21 protein-coding genes are annotated in these 16603 nt (G+C 39.3%); 14 read left to right on the forward strand and 7 right to left on the reverse strand.

All coding sequences use genetic code 11. The annotated features are described in order from the left end of the window. Positions 1-211: 211 nt before the first annotated feature. Positions 212-1357 (forward strand): GNAT family N-acetyltransferase, encoded by a 1146-nt coding sequence (locus tag ACYH0O_RS09665; RefSeq protein ID WP_482632078.1) that lies wholly within the window; start codon positions 212-214, stop codon positions 1355-1357. Between the two features lie 53 nt (positions 1358-1410). On the opposite strand, the gene ytvI is transcribed toward ACYH0O_RS09665, so the two are convergent. Then, a complete protein-coding gene (ytvI, locus tag ACYH0O_RS09670; protein ID WP_482632079.1) occupies positions 1411-2469 on the reverse strand; it encodes a sporulation integral membrane protein YtvI in 1059 nt (352 codons plus the stop codon). A gap of 213 nt (positions 2470-2682) precedes the next feature. Beyond that, positions 2683-3042, reverse strand: a complete 360-nt coding sequence (locus ACYH0O_RS09675; protein WP_148968627.1) for a YugN family protein — start codon at positions 3040-3042, stop codon at positions 2683-2685. Positions 3043-3294: 252 nt separating this feature from the next. Here ACYH0O_RS09675 and ACYH0O_RS09680 point away from each other — a divergent pair, with 252 nt between their 5' ends. Both ACYH0O_RS09680 and ACYH0O_RS09685 read left to right on the forward strand, forming a co-directional pair. Further along, complete coding sequence (locus ACYH0O_RS09680; RefSeq protein ID WP_482632080.1) at positions 3295-3729, forward strand: CBS domain-containing protein; 435 nt, start codon at positions 3295-3297, stop codon at positions 3727-3729. A gap of 225 nt (positions 3730-3954) precedes the next feature. Further along, a complete protein-coding gene (locus ACYH0O_RS09685; protein WP_482632081.1) occupies positions 3955-4998 on the forward strand; it encodes a CAP domain-containing protein in 1044 nt (347 codons plus the stop codon). A 60-nt stretch (positions 4999-5058) separates the two neighbouring features. Here the strand turns inward: ACYH0O_RS09685 and ACYH0O_RS09690 are convergent, their stop codons facing one another. After that, the gene (locus ACYH0O_RS09690) at positions 5059-5547 is read right to left on the reverse strand and encodes a PaaI family thioesterase (protein ID WP_482632082.1); all 489 of its coding nucleotides are present in this window, start codon (positions 5545-5547) and stop codon (positions 5059-5061) included. Between the two features lie 165 nt (positions 5548-5712). Here ACYH0O_RS09690 and ACYH0O_RS09695 point away from each other — a divergent pair, with 165 nt between their 5' ends. The 4 genes from ACYH0O_RS09695 (at position 5713) to ACYH0O_RS09710 (ending at position 7480) form a co-directional block, all read left to right on the forward strand. Further along, a complete protein-coding gene (locus tag ACYH0O_RS09695; RefSeq protein WP_482632083.1) occupies positions 5713-6129 on the forward strand; it encodes a YlbD family protein in 417 nt (138 codons plus the stop codon). A 14-nt stretch (positions 6130-6143) separates the two neighbouring features. After that, positions 6144-6386, forward strand: a complete 243-nt coding sequence (locus ACYH0O_RS09700) for a YlbE-like family protein (RefSeq protein WP_482632084.1) — start codon at positions 6144-6146, stop codon at positions 6384-6386. Positions 6387-6478: 92 nt separating this feature from the next. Continuing rightward, positions 6479-6874 (forward strand): hypothetical protein, encoded by a 396-nt coding sequence (locus tag ACYH0O_RS09705; protein WP_482632085.1) that lies wholly within the window; start codon positions 6479-6481, stop codon positions 6872-6874. A 159-nt stretch (positions 6875-7033) separates the two neighbouring features. Next, positions 7034-7480: a YlbF/YmcA family competence regulator gene (locus ACYH0O_RS09710; protein WP_113968331.1), complete on the forward strand. Its 447-nt coding sequence runs from the start codon at positions 7034-7036 to the stop codon at positions 7478-7480. A gap of 69 nt (positions 7481-7549) precedes the next feature. Here ACYH0O_RS09710 and ACYH0O_RS09715 read toward each other — a convergent pair whose 3' ends face one another. Then, positions 7550-7864 carry a hypothetical protein gene (locus ACYH0O_RS09715; protein ID WP_482632086.1) on the reverse strand — a complete coding sequence of 105 codons (315 nt, stop codon included), beginning with the start codon at positions 7862-7864 and terminating at the stop codon, positions 7550-7552. Between the two features lie 139 nt (positions 7865-8003). On the opposite strand from ACYH0O_RS09715, the gene ACYH0O_RS09720 reads away from it, so the two are divergent. Further along, positions 8004-8279 carry a YlbG family protein gene (locus tag ACYH0O_RS09720; protein WP_149155412.1) on the forward strand — a complete coding sequence of 92 codons (276 nt, stop codon included), beginning with the start codon at positions 8004-8006 and terminating at the stop codon, positions 8277-8279. Between the two features lie 88 nt (positions 8280-8367). On the opposite strand, the gene ACYH0O_RS09725 is transcribed toward ACYH0O_RS09720, so the two are convergent. Then, the gene (locus tag ACYH0O_RS09725; RefSeq protein ID WP_324748001.1) at positions 8368-8757 is read right to left on the reverse strand and encodes a DUF7147 family protein; all 390 of its coding nucleotides are present in this window, start codon (positions 8755-8757) and stop codon (positions 8368-8370) included. A 99-nt stretch (positions 8758-8856) separates the two neighbouring features. Here ACYH0O_RS09725 and ACYH0O_RS09730 point away from each other — a divergent pair, with 99 nt between their 5' ends. The 4 genes from ACYH0O_RS09730 to coaD all read left to right on the forward strand — a co-directional run bounded on the left by ACYH0O_RS09730 (position 8857) and on the right by coaD (position 12016). Then, on the forward strand, positions 8857-9171 hold the full coding sequence (locus tag ACYH0O_RS09730) for a hypothetical protein (RefSeq protein WP_482632087.1): 315 nt from the start codon (positions 8857-8859) through the stop codon (positions 9169-9171). 87 nt (positions 9172-9258) lie between these two features. After that, positions 9259-10668: a hypothetical protein gene (locus ACYH0O_RS09735; protein WP_482632088.1), complete on the forward strand. Its 1410-nt coding sequence runs from the start codon at positions 9259-9261 to the stop codon at positions 10666-10668. Positions 10669-10931: 263 nt separating this feature from the next. Next, positions 10932-11519: a 16S rRNA (guanine(966)-N(2))-methyltransferase RsmD gene (gene rsmD / locus ACYH0O_RS09740; RefSeq protein ID WP_482632089.1), complete on the forward strand. Its 588-nt coding sequence runs from the start codon at positions 10932-10934 to the stop codon at positions 11517-11519. Further along, positions 11519-12016, forward strand: a complete 498-nt coding sequence (gene coaD / locus ACYH0O_RS09745) for a pantetheine-phosphate adenylyltransferase (protein ID WP_482632090.1) — start codon at positions 11519-11521, stop codon at positions 12014-12016. Before rsmD ends, coaD begins: the two co-directional genes overlap by 1 nt. Positions 12017-12111: 95 nt before the next feature. Here coaD and ylbJ read toward each other — a convergent pair whose 3' ends face one another. After that, the gene (gene ylbJ / locus ACYH0O_RS09750) at positions 12112-13326 is read right to left on the reverse strand and encodes a sporulation integral membrane protein YlbJ (protein ID WP_482632091.1); all 1215 of its coding nucleotides are present in this window, start codon (positions 13324-13326) and stop codon (positions 12112-12114) included. 177 nt (positions 13327-13503) lie between these two features. On the opposite strand from ylbJ, the gene ACYH0O_RS09755 reads away from it, so the two are divergent. Together ACYH0O_RS09755 and ACYH0O_RS09760 are read left to right on the forward strand one after the other, a co-directional pair. After that, positions 13504-14283, forward strand: a complete 780-nt coding sequence (locus tag ACYH0O_RS09755; RefSeq protein ID WP_149155419.1) for a patatin-like phospholipase family protein — start codon at positions 13504-13506, stop codon at positions 14281-14283. 5 nt (positions 14284-14288) lie between these two features. Further along, complete coding sequence (locus ACYH0O_RS09760) at positions 14289-15332, forward strand: SepM family pheromone-processing serine protease (protein ID WP_482632092.1); 1044 nt, start codon at positions 14289-14291, stop codon at positions 15330-15332. Between the two features lie 36 nt (positions 15333-15368). Here the strand turns inward: ACYH0O_RS09760 and ACYH0O_RS09765 are convergent, their stop codons facing one another. After that, on the reverse strand, positions 15369-16580 hold the full coding sequence (locus ACYH0O_RS09765) for a nucleotidyltransferase (RefSeq protein WP_482632093.1): 1212 nt from the start codon (positions 16578-16580) through the stop codon (positions 15369-15371). Between the last annotated feature and the right edge of the window lie 23 nt (positions 16581-16603).

Below are 16603 nucleotides of genomic sequence, written 5' to 3' on the forward strand. Positions count from 1 at the left end.
TATTAGAGAAGAAAGTAGTAGTTGATTTCCGGAAGCTGAGGGGGCTCGGCCGAACGTCCGCGGAAAGCGAAGCAGTCCCCCTCACCATCAAGCACATACTAATAGACAGAGCTTAAGCAGACTTGTTGTTAAAAATAACAATCTTTGCGAGAACTAAAGGGAATGGCAAATGCCCCGTCGAATGTAGGAATAGTAGAAGGGAGCAGATATAATGATTACAAAATTAAACCATGGCCAGTTTGAAGAATCCTTACAGTTATCAGAATATGCTTTTCAATATGTAGTACCAAGTGAAGACAGAGAGAGACGCCTTCAACAGACTAAAGATCATACTGTGTATGGAATATATGAAGAAGAGAACTTAGCTGCGAAGCTTCATTTGATCCCGCTCCAAGTACAACTGGGTAAACATGTGTATCCGATGGGAGGTATTGCCGGAGTCGCCACCTATCCGGAGTTCAGGAGAAGAGGGTATGTGCGTCAATTAATGGATCATTCATTACAGAAGATGAAGGAAGATGGCACAGTCCTATCCATGCTTCATCCATTTTCTATTGATTTTTATCGGAAATTTGGATGGGAAGTATTTGCATCTTTGCACAAGGTACAGCTTGAGAAGAAGGATCTTGTACCATTAAAGCCTTACAATGGACTAATCAGGAGATTTAAGAAGGATACATATCCTAATGAATTGGAATCGATTTATGATCGCTATGCGGAGCAGCATAATGGGATGCTGGTACGTTCAAAAAAATGGTGGAGGGAAAGGAGCATCACCGATCTGTGGATAGCGATATATTATAACGATGCAGGGGAAGCAACCGGGTACCTTACTTATGGAGTGAAAAAGGAAAAGATGAAGGTTGAAGAGTTTGTTCCACTTACTAGTGATGCAAGAATTGGTTTATGGAACTTCATTTGTCAGCATGACTCAATGGTAAATGAAGCTGAACTTATATTGAACCCCTTTGAAGTGTTACCCTATATGTTGAAGGACCCAAGAATTAAAGTGGAGAAGCACCCATATTTCATGGCAAGAATCGTCGATGTTGAAAACTTCTTGAAGAGATATGTAAAAGAGATCAATTTTCCGCATCAACTTGAATTCTCCATTTCGGATTCGACAGTGGCTTGGAATAACAGCACTTTTGTTCTTAATAAAAATGAAGTGGTTGTTGGTGAAAAGATTGAGGCATCGATTTCACTGGACATCAAAGATTTCACAGCATTAATCTTTGGAGTGCATACCCCAGAGGGATTACTCCAAATGGGAAAACTTCAGGCTGGGGAGGAGGACTTCCATAAGTTCCAATCCTTGTCCCAGGGGAATCATCCATTCTTTTACGATTTCTTTTAAGTGAAAATAAAGTCAAAAAGACCAATTCCCTGCGAATGGGAATTGGTCTTTTTTCATAACTTGAAATTCGTCTTTATTATACCTGCCTCTTTAGCCGAATTAAACACGATAAGGATGAGTGGCCCGATAATAAAGCCCAATACACCAAAGAGTTTTAGACCGAGGTACATGGCGATTAATGTAGCAAGCGGGGATAATCCTATATGGGTTCCCATCACTTTAGGCTCTACCGTTCTTCTTATGATAAGGAGAATGGCTGCCAATACTGCTAATTGAGTTCCTAATGCAATATTACCTGTCAGCAGGTGGAAAATAGCCCATGGTGCCAAAACGACGATTGAACCTATCAAAGGAATAAAATCAATCACCCATATGATAATCGACATCATGATCGCAACATCAGGAGCAATGAATAGGAGTCCGATTAAGGAAACGACAAAGATGATGATACTCACCAGGAATTGCGCTTTAAAGAATCCAAAAATAACATAGGTGAGTCGGGAAGTCATAAACGCGACTTTCTCTGCTGTTCTTTCTGTCAGGTGACCATACATGGATTTCTTAATTCGCGGTAAGTCCAACATGAAAAGAAAGAGCGCAATTAAGTAAACGAGAAAACTCACTAAGTAATTGGGTATATAAGATAAAAACACACTTATCTTTTCAATATTGACAGAGTTAAGAATCTTCGTCTTTCCGCTATTTAAAAAGTTTTGTACGTCTTCACTGAAGCTTTTAACTAATTCATCAGGAAGATCCTCTGTAGCGTTCAACAGTCGATCCTCGTAATCAAGCCAAATATCGCTTAATTGGTTTACATATTTTGGTGCATCTTCTATCAGCTTGATACCTTCACCAACGACTTTTGTAGTAACAAAGAACGAGGAAACGCTTATAAGAAGCAGGAACAGTACAAAAACAGAAAGTACCGCCATTCGACGTTTTGCAAAGAAACGATTTTGTATAAAGCTAACGGCAGGCTCCAGGAAAAGTGCTGTTATAATCGCAGTAATCAAGGGGACTGAAACAGGTAATATAAAAAAAGCAACTATAGCAAGTATTAAGATGATAAGTGTGATCATTAAAACTTTTTTCGTGAAAAACTTGGACAATGGTGTACCCCTTTCTAACAGAAACCTATTACTATTATTATATGAGAGAATGAGAAGAATGAACAGTAGGAAGAAAGTGAAATTCCGAAGGTTTTACATCTATTTATATTAGAGTCCAAGCGTATATAGAATCTTAGTGATGAATTGATTCATGCTGTATGGATAATACAGAAAAGACTGTCCGAAGATAGACAGTCTTTTCATAAACAGATATTACCAGGCAAAGTTCGTTGCTTCTTTTTTGACATCTGCAATAAGTTTTTCACAAGAAGTGACCAGATGTTTAGGGAATTCTTCACCTTCACCGTATTCTATACCGTGTGGATAGTAATGTTTTCCTAATAATGGAGTCATTAGTTGAATAACGGCATCATGCTTTCCGATATCTCCCTCGACAGCAAGACCTTGGATTCGTAAATAGAAGATACCTTCTCTGATTTCAAATTTACGATCGTACGTCACTCTCTCATAATCCCATTGACCTGCACGAACAAGTCCGTGAGATTCCATGATCTCGTCTAATCGGTTTAAGTCCACTTTTAAGCTTTCAAATTCAGTTCCTTCAAAACGCATAAAAATTCCCTCCTATATTGTCCGGCATGAGGACTTTCGAGCCCTGATGCTTTTCGTATGGTAGAAGCATTTATATCGGTGTATGTACAATGATACTAAATGCGGTATTTCTCATTCTTAATAATAGTGGAAAAACCTTTATCTTGCAATGTCTTCAATCATTTGAATTTGTCATTTTTCTAAAATGTGAATATCCTGCAGGAGAAAGAGAAAAATATAGGTAGTAATTCGGAACGTATGAGGAGGATCCAAATGACAAAAATCAGGGACATGATGACAAATGATATTGAAACTTGTTCGTTACTGGACAATGTGTTTGAGGTTGCTTTAAAAATGAAAGAATACAATGTAGGATCCATTCCCATAGTGGATGGTGATAGGATTGTGGGAATGATGACAGACAGGGATATCGTCCTCCGCTGTATTGCTGAAAAACATCCTGCTTCTTCAAAAGTAGAAGATATCATGAGTAAACACCTAATAACGGTAGGACCTGACACCGAAGCACAAGAAGCGGCCCACATCATGGCTGAGCATCAGATACGAAGACTTCCAGTTGTCGAGGGAGATCGACTGATCGGTATGATATCTTTAGGTGATTTTGCTATTAGGGAGTCTCTGGGTAGACAGGCCTACGTTGCGTTGGAAAATATATCAGAATCAAACTTCAGAAATAAACCGTTTTAATCTAAGGGGGATGATCCATTTCAGGATCATCTCTATTTAATTTGGTTTTGAAACCTTTCCCCACTCGAGATTCATTTGTTTTAGAAGGGATGAAAATATGCTATCCTTTATACTAGACTGAAGTTTTAGAATCATAAACCATGGTATAATAATTCTAGTATTTGTGGCATATCCTGATAGAGAAAGTAGAGAGGAGGGAAATTTCTGAGAACTGTTTTACGTATTTTGATCATTCTTGTCATTATTTTATTTATTGGTATTTATCAAGGTCAAAAACAAGAAAATGAGCCTCTTAAAGGACCAGAAACCCAAACTCTTAAAGAAGACAACGAAAACCAATTAAATCAATCAATCGAAACTCCAGGTGAACGACCTGCATCAGGTTTATCAACTTGGATTGGCAAAGATACGATAAAGGTAACTGAAACTTTTGGAGAACCAGAGCGGGTTGAACCAAGCTCCTACGGGTATGAATGGTGGATCTACCCGATATCGGATAAACAGTACATACAAATGGGCGTTAACAATCATAAAGTCGTTACGTTGTTTGCCATTGGGAATCAGGTGGATGTGGCTCCTTATAAATTGGGACAACGTTTAGAAGACATTTACCGTTTTACCATTGTGGATTCTGAAATCGTTGTAAATGACGAATCAGGTGCTTATCAGTTTGAATTAAATGAAGAAGACCTGAATACCCGGCTTCTCGTAACCCTCGGAGATATTTATGCCCAGCTTTATCTGGACAAATTCACAGGAAGGCTTACGAGTATCCGCTTTCTTGATAGTCAAACTTTGATCGAGATGCATCCATATGAAATGATGTATAGAGGGGAATTGGCTGAGGGACAAGAGCCAAGCGAGGAAGAATGGGATAAAGTGAATAGTGCAAGCGAAAAGCAGATCTTTGATATCACAAATGTGATCAGACATCAATTCGAAGCAGATATACTAAAATGGGATGAAGAAACGGCAATGGTAGCAAGAGGACATAGTCAAGAAATGTATGAAGAAGATTATTTTTCACATGATTCACCAACCTTCGGAAACCTATCCGAGCGTCTGGAAAGTGAAAATGTTATGTTCAAGACTGCAGGGGAAAACATCGCTTCCCAGTACACCGATGCTCCAGAAGCCGTTCATGGCTGGCTGAATTCGGAAGGCCATCGAAAGATTTTACTGGAACAACAATTCACCCATCTTGGCGTAGGGGTATATAAAAGGTACTACACACAAAACTTTATAGAGAAATTTGAAAACAAAGAATAAAAAGGTTGCTTCCCTGAGACGTATGGGGAAGCAACCTTTTCATATTGAAAAAAGGTCCGTCTACTGTTTCTTTTTGAAAATAAAAAACGAGCCGGTAGAATGAGCAACTATCTTACCATCTGAACTGATAACTTTCCCGTCCACTACAATTGTCTTGCTTCCCTGATGAACGATAGTAGCATGAGCAGTTAAACGATCTCCTATACCTGGTGCCAAGTAGTGTACATTTAAATTTGTCGTTACAGCTCCATATCCTTCAGGAAGCATCATATTGGCTAATGTGCCCATAGCGGAGTCCACTAATGTAGCTGTTACTCCGCCGTGAACGATTCGCAGTGAGTTATGTGTAACGGGCGTAATCGGGATACTTATTTCGAAATTCCCGTCTTTCACTTCGCGGTCCATGGCAAATATTCCGCCTATGATTGATCCATTTTCATTGTCTTTCTTACGTATAACTCCTTCGAGAAGCTGTTTCAAGATTAGAAGATCTTCATCCGATGCTCCTGAAAGACATTCATCTAACAACTGCTGTACCTGTTCTTTCATTTTCATACATCCTTTTCTTTATTCACAGCCAAAACATTCATTGGAAACTGTAAAATCAACGTTAATATACATGTAAATATTACTACAAAAAGGAATGTATCACCATTCTTTTGAATCCTTCATAAAGTGTAGTAGGTAGATGCCTGTAATGGAGGTGTTCATATAATGGGTAAATCACTACACCCTAAGGTAAAAGAGTTTAAAGGATTTGTGAGAAAGCATCCGAAAATTGTGAAAGATGTTCGTAATGGTGATGCCAATTGGCAGGATCTCTTTGAAGACTGGTACTTACTTGGGGAAGATGATACAAGGTGGGATAAGTATAAAGACGAAGCAGTGAAAGAATCAACCCCAACCAACCAAGGAAGTAAAAGCGGCTGGATGGATCAAGTTGGAGATATGGTGAAAAAAATGGACGCTAATCAATTGCAACAACATATTAACAGCTTAAGTGAAGCCTTGGGAGCAGTACAAGGAGTACTTAGTCAATTTCAGTCAAATAACAATAGAGGATCAGGGACAGCAACCAAAACTGAAACACCATCTAAACCCTCCCATCCATTTTCATTCCGGAAAGATTAGGGGGGTGACTAAAGATGCGAGCAGACATTATTGAGTATATTTATGCCAAAGAAGATCTGAAATTATTTTTAAGGGATCAGCCACAGTGGTATCGTAGCCTTTCTCGAAATCCCAATGAATTAGAGAAATTCGAAATTGCTTCGATTAACCATTTTCAAAAAACGATTCCACATCGAGTACAAAAGTTCTCAAACGGAGTCCAAATGGCCTCCATGATGATCAGTATGTTTCAATCAATGAATAGTGCCGATAGCTGAGGCACTATTTTTTTCTTTATGCAAGTACAAAATAATTTTGAGTAAAAAGCGAAACGGTTGGGCAAGGCTATTAGTAAGGAGTGGTGTACACGATGAAGAAAATCATTTTTCTATCCATTGCGTTACTTATGCTTTTAAGTGGATGTAAGGAAAAAATGCCTGAACCGGAAAGCTTTACGTTTACTAAAAAAGTTGAAGCTGCGAAATCTGAGGGAAAACCTCTTTCCATCAAACATATGGTACAAGGAAGTCAAGTGTATATTGAATGTATCGTTCCCAATGTAACATTCACATCAGAAAAAAGCGGAGCGAAAAAAGGAAAGATAGTCGTTCGTTCAAATACCGGCAATTTGTATAAGGAGTATCATACAGCTGCCTTTGTTGTAAAAGGATTACCAAAGGGTGTGCATCTTCTCAACGTTGAAATAGTAGGGACGAATAACAAACCTTTAGGGATGAAGAAGCAGTTTTATGTGACGATTCAATAATCATTGATTTTCAATGTCCGTCGTGAAAATATTTTTTACGGCGGTATTTTATATGGGTTGATACATCATTCAATAAAGTGGGAAAATCCAATAAATTCATTTTGCATATTCGCTTCCTGAGGTGAAACGTGGTAAAATATCGTTACGGAGGTGAGCGTTATGCTTGCTACTATAGAAAGAATGGAAATATTGGATTCAGCTGACGAATTATCTCAGTGGATTTTAGAATCTGATGTGGCAGAAAATTATCGTAAGTCTTTATATAAACTTCGAAACAATTCTGAAACTCAACGAAAAGTACAAACCTTTTCTCGGATGAAAGAAAGTTACGAAGAAGTTCAACGCTTTGGTCGTTACCACCCGGACTACAAAACCATCATGAAAGAAATCCGTGAAGTGAAAAGAGAAATGGACCTTGATGAGAATGTAGCCGAGTTCAGAAGAGTGGAAAACGAGCTGCAAGATCTGCTTGATCAAGTGAGCCTGCTTATCGGACATTCTGTGTCTAAAAATGTAAAGGTTCCTTCAGGGAATCCTTTTTTCTCAAGTGGAGGATCATGCGGGGGAGGCTGCGGTTCTGGCGGAAGCTGCGGTTGTTCAGCCTAAACATATGAAAAGAAGAGCGGACGATGTGTCTGCTCTTCTTTTCATTTTATGGAGATTCATCCTTATCTCTTACTGCCTTAACCGAACACAATCCACGCAGAGGTTCCCACAGCAAAACATTTTTTCCTGGGGGACATAGAACCGGTGCCGATATACATACAATGATTTTTCTTCCCTGAAAAAAATCGTATCAGAATGCAGTCTCTTTCCCCGCATTGCCCTAGCCGACCATTTTTTAATGGAGTACTCGATGTCACTTTTCTCTTTCTTGGATCTTATATAGATAAATGGTATGCCTGCGCTCCATTTCACATGCGCATCTTCAATCCCGTCCTCTTGTCGAAGTTGATCGATAAAAAAGTCCCAAATCACATTCAAGTCCATGGTGACCCTCCGTTCTCTCCTTCATTATGTAGTATTCACAGTACGCTCTGTTTAATGAAAGTTCGCACCATTACGTATTGCTTACCCCCACATTATTATGCTAGACTTATAAAAAAGTGATTCCTAGAGGGGAAACTATATGTTAACGCAAAGACAAGGTTTAGTTGTTTGGTTACATAGTTTAAAGCATGCCAAATCCCTGAGGCGATTTGGGAATGTCCACTATGTATCGAAGAAAATGAAATATGTTGTACTTTACTGTAATCAGGATGAAATCGAAACGGTAATGGAAAGAATAGCTACCTATTCCTACGTGAAAAAGGTAGATCCTTCGCATAAGCCATTTATAAAGTCTGTTTTTGAAAATTCCCGCCCGGATAAGGCGAAGGAATATGATTACAAAATGGGGTTTTAATGTTTGCTGCCAAAGAGTGTTGTTTTGGCAGCTTTTTTTTTAGGGGTGATACATTTCTCCGTTACAAAAAGCTGCACGATAACATCCATTATTGTAAAGGCAGAATATAATGATTTAATCGCAGTATCGCGATCAGATGCTGATAGTACAATGCTTTTTCCGGATAGAGAGTGGAGGGTTTCACATCCATTTGGATGATGACCCTGTCTAATTCCTTAGCCGTTTCTTCAAAAAGGGAGTAGCGCTGGTTTGGTGTGATATTCGGATTTGGTATTCCTTCCCGGCAAACATAAATGGCTTGGAATTTGCCTTGTTCTGTAGGTTTCATCACAAGAGCCAAGGATGAAACGGCCCGGTTATTAACAATAGTATGAAATGCCATCATATGCTGTAATCGCTCTTTATTAGCTTTTGCAAGCTCCATTAGTTCATAAATATCTGAATATCCTTCTCCTAATTCAATAAAACGTTGAATCATTCATTCAATCTCCTTTTCTTACCGAGTTTATCAATTCCTTATTATTTCAAACATATAGTGATAAGTAAAGATTCAAAATAACTTATAGGGGTGATCGTGATGGAATGGTTATTTCTATTTATCGTCCTGGGACTATCATGTTTGTACGTTATTGGCGTGAGATATCAAACGAAAGAAATTGAAATAATGAATAGTGATTCTTTTATCGTTACAGCAATATTGTCTACACTGGCAGCACACGGAATTCTATCTCTGGTTGAGGAGGATGAATTGCAAAACTCTACTCTTCAAGATTTACAAGAAACTCTCATAAGTAATGGCTATGTGGATAAAAGTGAATGGGATCAAATGCTTGTAGATCATTTAAACCAAGCTTCTCATCCCGCAGACAGTAAAGATCTGGATTTTGGATAAATGATTGGAAATAATCTAAATATATTCCACCATCAGCTGCGTGAATCTGCTATTCTTTAAGTAACAGACGGAGTTAAGGAGTATAGTATGAAACGCATCCTATTTACATTTGGTCTACTTATGATTTTGATTAGTTCCAGCATTCTATTCTTTCAATGGATGGGATTTACAACAGAAAGTGCCGAAGAGTCTGGGGCTGCAAAGGTAAATCAATCTTATTCCATCACGCATGAAGAAAACACATTTTTTGTGACACAAACCATTCATTTCCTATCAACAATCCCTAAACAAATAACCATTCAATGGCCAAGTGATGCAAGGGATTTTTCATGTGTGAATGACAGAGGGGATAAGTGTTTAATGAAAGAAAATGGAGAATTCCAATTAAGTAATCTCTATAAAGAACTTAAGGAGATCACCATCACTTATTCATTCGATCAGCCGACTAAAACAGAAGGTATGTTGGTGAAAGATTGGCACCCTGCACTATCTTCTGTTGAAACATTAAATACAGATATTCACATAACAGAAAAGAGTTTGAGGACTGGAAAATGGGTAGCAGGATATAAATCTGCCAGCCATAAGAAAAAGAGTTATATCGATTATTATTCTTTCATTGGTCGGGGTGAGCCTTCCGCATTATATTGGACTGGAGATCCGTTGATGGAGAAAGCTTCATCTACAGTGAGAATGTTGTACGACAGGTCCGTCATAAACGAGGCTGAGACAGTCCAACCAGGCTCCTTTGAAGGGTTTGTGACCGTTATCATCACGGACAAAATAGGGCACTATGTATCTCCATATTTGATTGTGAGGAACACAGCTGAAAAGGAGTTGCTAAATGAACTGAAAGGGAGCTTACTGTATCAACAGTATTTTTCCACTGATGAAGATGCTTGGCTTAAAGAATTTATCGTTAGCATCCTTTTGAAAAAACAACCGAACACTTCAAAATCTGCATGGGCTTATAAAGAAGTGGTGGAAGGACTGAGCCCTTCCCAATTGGATACATTTAAACGGAGGATGGAAGAGGACAAGACCAAATCGGTTGATGCAACAAAATTAGATGTGATGTTAGGAAAAGTTACAGGTTTTGACTCTACATTTTTTACTGAAAGTGTAAAAGGAAAAGAGAATGTCCCTATGATTCTTAAAAGCAATAATCCTGTACTCATCAACAAAATAACACATAACCTTTCTTACATATCGTATAAACAGAAAGAACTTATTCAATTTCCAAAAGCAGTTAAGGCTTTAGGGCTGGACATTAAAGAGATAAAGCCAAATGTATTCTTTACATCGTTAAATGGAAATACATTCAGGTTTTATGTGAATGAAGATTATTTTATTTATAATGAAGAAAATTACGGCTTATTAACGAATCCCATCCAAACGGTTGGGGGTTCCATTTATATGGATGTTCAATGGTTCGAGAAATTGTTCAAGGTAGAAGTGATGAATAAGGAAGTTTCCACTAGAGATAATGAAAGAAAGTAAAAAGCCCTGCAGAACTTTCTGCAGGGTCCTTCTATATCCATTTCTGGAAAGAAGGCAAAGGGAGAGGAGAAACCGGAGGAAGAACTTATGGGGAATCGTAAGCCTTCTCCGCGGTTGGCAACAACATCAGTTAGGATGCTGTTACTTCCATTATCACCTATCAAAATGATTTTATACATGTTTTGAGACAATTTCAGTATGTAGCGATATCTGTCGAGATATGATAGGATAGTGAAGAAAAAATACATATATGGTGGATGATTATGAGAGTAATATCAGGTACGTTAAAAGGTAGAGCGTTGAAAGCTGTTCCTGGCAGCGGGACACGGCCGACAACAGATAAGGTAAAAGAGTCTATATTTAATATGTTAGGTCCCTATTTTGAAGGGGGTACAGGATTGGATTTGTTTGCAGGAAGCGGTGGGCTCGGAATAGAAGCCCTGAGTCGCGGACTTGATTCTGTGATTTTCGTGGACCGTGATGCAAAAGCATTTCAAACCATTAAGGCAAACCTCCTGGATTGTAACCTGGCGGAGCAAAGCGAAGTGTATAGGAACGAAGCAACGAGGGCGTTAAAGGCAATTTTAAAAAGAGAGATAACCTTTGATTATATATTCCTGGATCCTCCTTATAAACAGCAGAAGCTTCAACAACTCCTGGAATTCATCGACGAGCACGATCTTCTAAATGAAAGCGGTTTCGTCATGTGTGAACATGGCTCGGATATTACATTGGCAGACAGAGCCGGGGGCTTGGAGAAAGTAAGGGAAGAAACGTATGGAATCATAAGGATCTCCATTTTCTCAAGGAGATCGAAGGAAGAAACGATAAATAGCGAGGGGGTAATATAATGACAAGCATTGCAGTTTGTCCGGGTAGTTTTGATCCCATTACATATGGACATTTAGATATTATTACACGGGGTGCGAAAGTTTTTGATCAAATTTATGTGGTGGTCTTAAATAACTCTTCTAAAAAACCACTATTCTCTGTAGAGGAAAGAATTAAATTGATTCGCGAGGTTACGGGGGATATTCCAAATGTAGTTGTCGATTCTTTTCAAGGGCTCTTAGTTGATTACGCAAAGAAAGTGAATGCGAAAGCAATCATTAGAGGGTTGCGTGCTGTATCAGACTTCGAATATGAAATGCAGATTACGTCAATGAACAGGGTATTAGAGGATGATATCGAGACGTTCTTCATTATGACGAATAATCAATATTCTTTCTTGAGCTCGAGTATAGTAAAAGAAGTAGCTAAGTATGGAGGCAACATTTCTGAATTAGTGCCGAAACGAGTGGAAGAATCGTTAAAGGAAAAATATAGTGATTTAAATAAGCCTGAATAATTAATACAGGGTTGATCCAAGTGTGCAGACTTTACCATTCTCATGTTGTGAGAAGTATATTGTCGTAGGCAAAGGGATCAACCCATTCTTTATTTTTAAACTTGTCTTCTTGCATATAATACGATATAGAGAATCAAACTGAATATCGTGATCACTGGCCCTGCTGTCTTAAACCAATACAGCATTTCCGTCCAGAATGCATCATTTTTCATGGCGAATACAGGTATGGCATTGGAGAGCTGCTCATCGGAAAATCTCTCGTATATCGGTTTCCAAATGATGATGGTCATGACGGAGGCGGCTATTCCATGAATAAATCGGGCATAGAAAAAGGGCTTGAATCGAATATCGGTTTCTGCTAGTATGCTTGCAACTTGCGCTTGGACACTGAACCCACTGAACCCCAATATAAAACTTGTAATAATGGCTTGCTGAAGCAGAGTAGCTTCATTTACTCCACTTGTCAGCTTTGCGCCTAACGTGATTTCAAACAAGCCTGAAATAAAAGGAATGCTTAATTGCTCTGGTAATTGGAGCAGAATAAATAGAGTTGAAAAGCCTTCTGCAACAAAGGTCGTAATATGCAGATGATAAAGCATTTTATTAATGACCGAAAAAAGGATAATGAAACCACCGATCATCAGTAAGGTTTGAATGGAAGAGGTGACAGCATCTCCCAAGAGTTTCCCTATAGGGCGCTTATCTTGCAGTCTTGTGCGATGAAGAGCAGAAAAGGCTTCCCGAATGATAAAGCCTTTTTTCCCGGAAGACCGATTTCTCAATTCTTCCTTCTCTTTTCCACCATAGAATCTCATGACGACACCTACACAGATGTTTCCAATATAATGAGCGGTAGCTAAAACAATTCCGAGGGTAGCGTTTTGAAAGAACCCAACCGACACAGCTCCAAATATGAATAAAGGATTGGAAGAGTTCGTGAAAGAAACAAGGCGTTCCGCTTCTAATTTCGTGATCTGTTTTTCCTGTCTCAGACGGGCCGTCAGTTTGGCTCCCGATGGAAATCCTGATGCCATTCCCATTGCCCACACAAAACCGCCAACCCCGGGGACCCGGAATAATGGCCGCATCAAGGGTTCCAGCAAGACCCCGATAAATCTGACAACACCAAAACCAATCAACATTTCAGACACGATGAAAAATGGCAATAACGAGGGAAATACGATCTCCCACCACATATCTAATCCCCGTATGGAGGCCTCAAGAGATTCTCCCGGCATTATGATGAGAGATGCCGCAAATAAAGTCACGCTCATCGATAAAGCCAAGGTTTTGATTTTCGATTTGAACAACCGGACTTCCCCCTCTTATGAAATAAGTTCCTTCTATATCAATTCCTTGTGAATTGGGAAAAGAATGATAAAATGGGATTAATTCAACTTGTCCTCATATTATTCAATATACTCATACATAATTGAAATAGACCATATGATGAAATGTACCGATAACTCGGCAAAAGGGGGAAGGGCATGGACAGACCCAAGATTGGATTAGCCCTCGGCTCGGGTGGGGCAAGAGGATTTGCACATTTAGGGGTGTTAAAGGCATTTGATGATGCAAAGATCCCAATAGATATGATTGCAGGTAGCAGTATGGGGGCTCTTGTGGGCTGCTTTTATGGGGTAGGGCATAAGATGGAAGACCTTTACAAGCTTTCCACCACCTTCAGAAGAAAATATTATTTAGACTTTACCGTTCCGAAGATGGGCTTTATTTCGGGTAAAAGGATAAAAGAATTCATTCAGCTTTTTACACATAATAAAAATATCGAAGATTTAAAAATTCCCATAAGTGTCGTTGCCACAGATATTACAAATGGTGAAAAAGTGGTGTTTACGACCGGTCCTATCTCAAGTGCGGTCCGGGCAAGTATTGCGATCCCGGGTATATTTGTACCTGAAAGAATAAACGGCCGCTTACTCGTGGACGGAGGAGTCATTGACCGAGTACCCGTTTCGGTTGTTAAAGAGATGGGTGCTGACATCGTCATCGGAGTCGATGTATCTCATGTGAAAAGGAATGCTGAAATCACAACGATTTATGACGTGATTATGCAAAGCATCGATATCCTTCAATTAGAAATCGTCGCACACCGTGAATTTGCTTCTGACTTTATGATCAGACCCCATGTACAAATGTATAGCACCAGAGCCTTTAAGAATATTGATGAAATCATCGATATGGGGGAGGAAGAGGCAAAGAAGGTTATTCCTTCTATTCAGAAAGCTTTAGATAATTGGAAGGAGTAAAGAGCATGAAAACGAAAACATTAATCAGAACTTTAGTCATCATGACCATTATCATGGTTGCTACATCCTTTTATTATCTACCCTTTTATGTAACGAAGCCAGGGGGAGCCCATGAACTGGATCCGATCGTAGAGGTGAAGAATGGCTATGAGGACGAAGGTGAATTAATGCTTACAACCGTCAGGATGGGAAGAGCAAATATTTATGCCTATCTTATGGCAAGCTTAAAAAAATACGAATATATCTTTCCGGTTGAGGAAATTAGAAGCCCTCATGAAAGTGACGAGGAGTATAATCTTCGTCAACTTCACCTTATGGCTGACTCTCAAAACCATGCCATTGAAGTGGCCTTTAAAAAAGCGGGTAAATCCTATGAATATACCTACAAAGGTATATATGTCTTGAATATTTACCCATCAATGCCGGCAGAAGAAGTCTTAATGCCTGGTGATCGTATTACTGCCGTTGATGGGATTACATTTCAATCCTCAGAGGAATTCATTGAATATGTCAGTAAGAAAACTAGTGGGGATAAGGTGAAGATTACTTACGTTCGGGATAAGGAAGAAATGATGAAAACGATTTCCTTGGAGCCTTTCCCTGATATGCCGGATAAAGTTGGTCTTGGAATTACGCTAAGTGACGATAAAGAAATCAAAACCGACCCAGCGGTGGAACTGGATACTGAAGAGATTGGTGGCCCTTCCGCAGGATTGATGTTTAGCTTGGAGATTTATAATCAACTAACGAAGGATGACATTACGAAGGGTCATTCTATTGCGGGGACAGGGACGATTTCCGAAAATGGGGAAGTTGGACGCATTGGCGGTATAGAGCAGAAGGTCATTGCTGCTGACAAAGCAGGTGCAGAATATTTCCTTGCTCCACATGAAAACATTACAAAAGAAATGAAAGAAAAGTATCCTGAACTTGAATCGAACTATATTGCTGCCAAAAGAACTGCTGAAGACATTGGTACTGATATGAAGGTAATACCTGTGAAAACCTTTGATGAAGCATTAGCATTTTTACAAACATTAGCAAAATAGTCAAAGAGGCTGTCCTAGGTCAGCCTCTTTCTGTTTTTATACCATCACAGGCGGTTGGGACCATTCTTGATGAAGCAATTTTTTTCGGGCTGCCGCATTTTTTAATCCTAATGAAAATATTTCAGCGGCTCTGACATCTAATTCTATATCGCTTTGATTAGCACTTGAAAGCTTACTGATTAAAGGCAAGGGCATTTCTTTTTTCTTAGAATGGAGAAAATCCCTCCCCATTTTGTTCATTCCAAGCAGGCGGATATAGCTTGGAGAGATGTGTCTGCAACGCATTTCTTCCTTGCGAGTATTCGTCAGAATATGAAGGAGCATTCGTTGAAGCCGTGTCCATGTATAACGCTTTGTTTTAAGCTTCGTCATGAATTCTTCAAAGGAAGTCGAGATTTTAACATACTCCATCATCCGATTTTCTATCCCTTCTTCTATTTCATATATATTCTTCAATTCCTCTTTGGACGAAGAAAGAAGCTTATACTGCAAAATCGTCCAATAATTTTCCCAGCGATGGAATCCCCCATACTCGAGTTGGTACTGAGTTAACTGATCTACAGATGTCGACGGGAGATAAGAATCAATCTTATGACCACCCTCGTTGCTGAATATATTTTTCCTTATGCTTGTTGCACTTGCAATTGAAGGAGAAGAGAAGTGTTGATCATGGTACCCGGCAGCTTCCCTAGTAATGGTGTACGCTTTTAGTGACGAGTGAATCTGGTTTCTCGCTTCCATATAATGAAACCCAAGTATATTATTTGGCTTACTTAAATCGATAACGGAGTCTCCGTTCCCTAATGTTTGAAAGGCTTTAGCAAGAGCGGAAGGATAGCTCATGCCATCCCGGATAAAACCACTAATATATGTGTTGTAACGCTCCCGATTTGCTTCAATGAATACGACCGTTTTCTCGAAAGTATCAATATCCCCATCCTCGCTTCCGAAACAAAAACTCTCACAGCCTATGGAATCAAGGAGTGAAATGGCTCCCCTCGAAAAAATTTCAGCATGCTGAGTGGCAAAACAATAGGGAAGTTCAATCACGACGTCAACCCCTGCTTCTAAAGCCATTCTGGTTCGGGACCATTTAGAGACCAGCGCAGGCTCTCCACGCTGCAGGAAATGCCCACTCATAACTGCAACCACTACATCAGCTCCAGATACTATTCTCGTTTCCCTTAAATGATGTAAATGACCATTATGAAAGGGATTATACTCTACTACTACTCCTGTTGCTTTCATGAAATTCTCCACATCCTTTCTAA

The sequence above is a fragment of the Rossellomorea sp. H136 genome (assembly GCF_056838065.1).

Coding starts and splice junctions, on each gene's coding strand:
- ACYH0O_RS09755 (WP_149155419.1), top strand. CDS start 13,504: ATGGACAGACCCAAGATTGGATTAGCCCTCGGCTCGGGTGGGGCAAGA.
- ACYH0O_RS09680 (WP_482632080.1), top strand. CDS start 3,295: ATGACAAAAATCAGGGACATGATGACAAATGATATTGAAACTTGTTCG.
- ACYH0O_RS09725 (WP_324748001.1), bottom strand. CDS start 8,757: ATGATTCAACGTTTTATTGAATTAGGAGAAGGATATTCAGATATTTAT.
- ACYH0O_RS09735 (WP_482632088.1), top strand. CDS start 9,259: ATGAAACGCATCCTATTTACATTTGGTCTACTTATGATTTTGATTAGT.
- ACYH0O_RS09730 (WP_482632087.1), top strand. CDS start 8,857: ATGGAATGGTTATTTCTATTTATCGTCCTGGGACTATCATGTTTGTAC.
- ACYH0O_RS09760 (WP_482632092.1), top strand. CDS start 14,289: ATGAAAACGAAAACATTAATCAGAACTTTAGTCATCATGACCATTATC.
- ACYH0O_RS09690 (WP_482632082.1), bottom strand. CDS start 5,547: ATGAAAGAACAGGTACAGCAGTTGTTAGATGAATGTCTTTCAGGAGCA.
- ACYH0O_RS09715 (WP_482632086.1), bottom strand. CDS start 7,864: ATGGACTTGAATGTGATTTGGGACTTTTTTATCGATCAACTTCGACAA.
- ACYH0O_RS09695 (WP_482632083.1), top strand. CDS start 5,713: ATGGGTAAATCACTACACCCTAAGGTAAAAGAGTTTAAAGGATTTGTG.
- ACYH0O_RS09710 (WP_113968331.1), top strand. CDS start 7,034: ATGCTTGCTACTATAGAAAGAATGGAAATATTGGATTCAGCTGACGAA.
- ACYH0O_RS09765 (WP_482632093.1), bottom strand. CDS start 16,580: ATGAAAGCAACAGGAGTAGTAGTAGAGTATAATCCCTTTCATAATGGT.
- coaD (WP_482632090.1), top strand. CDS start 11,519: ATGACAAGCATTGCAGTTTGTCCGGGTAGTTTTGATCCCATTACATAT.
- ACYH0O_RS09720 (WP_149155412.1), top strand. CDS start 8,004: ATGTTAACGCAAAGACAAGGTTTAGTTGTTTGGTTACATAGTTTAAAG.
- ACYH0O_RS09665 (WP_482632078.1), top strand. CDS start 212: ATGATTACAAAATTAAACCATGGCCAGTTTGAAGAATCCTTACAGTTA.
- ACYH0O_RS09705 (WP_482632085.1), top strand. CDS start 6,479: ATGAAGAAAATCATTTTTCTATCCATTGCGTTACTTATGCTTTTAAGT.
- ACYH0O_RS09700 (WP_482632084.1), top strand. CDS start 6,144: ATGCGAGCAGACATTATTGAGTATATTTATGCCAAAGAAGATCTGAAA.
- rsmD (WP_482632089.1), top strand. CDS start 10,932: ATGAGAGTAATATCAGGTACGTTAAAAGGTAGAGCGTTGAAAGCTGTT.
- ACYH0O_RS09675 (WP_148968627.1), bottom strand. CDS start 3,042: ATGCGTTTTGAAGGAACTGAATTTGAAAGCTTAAAAGTGGACTTAAAC.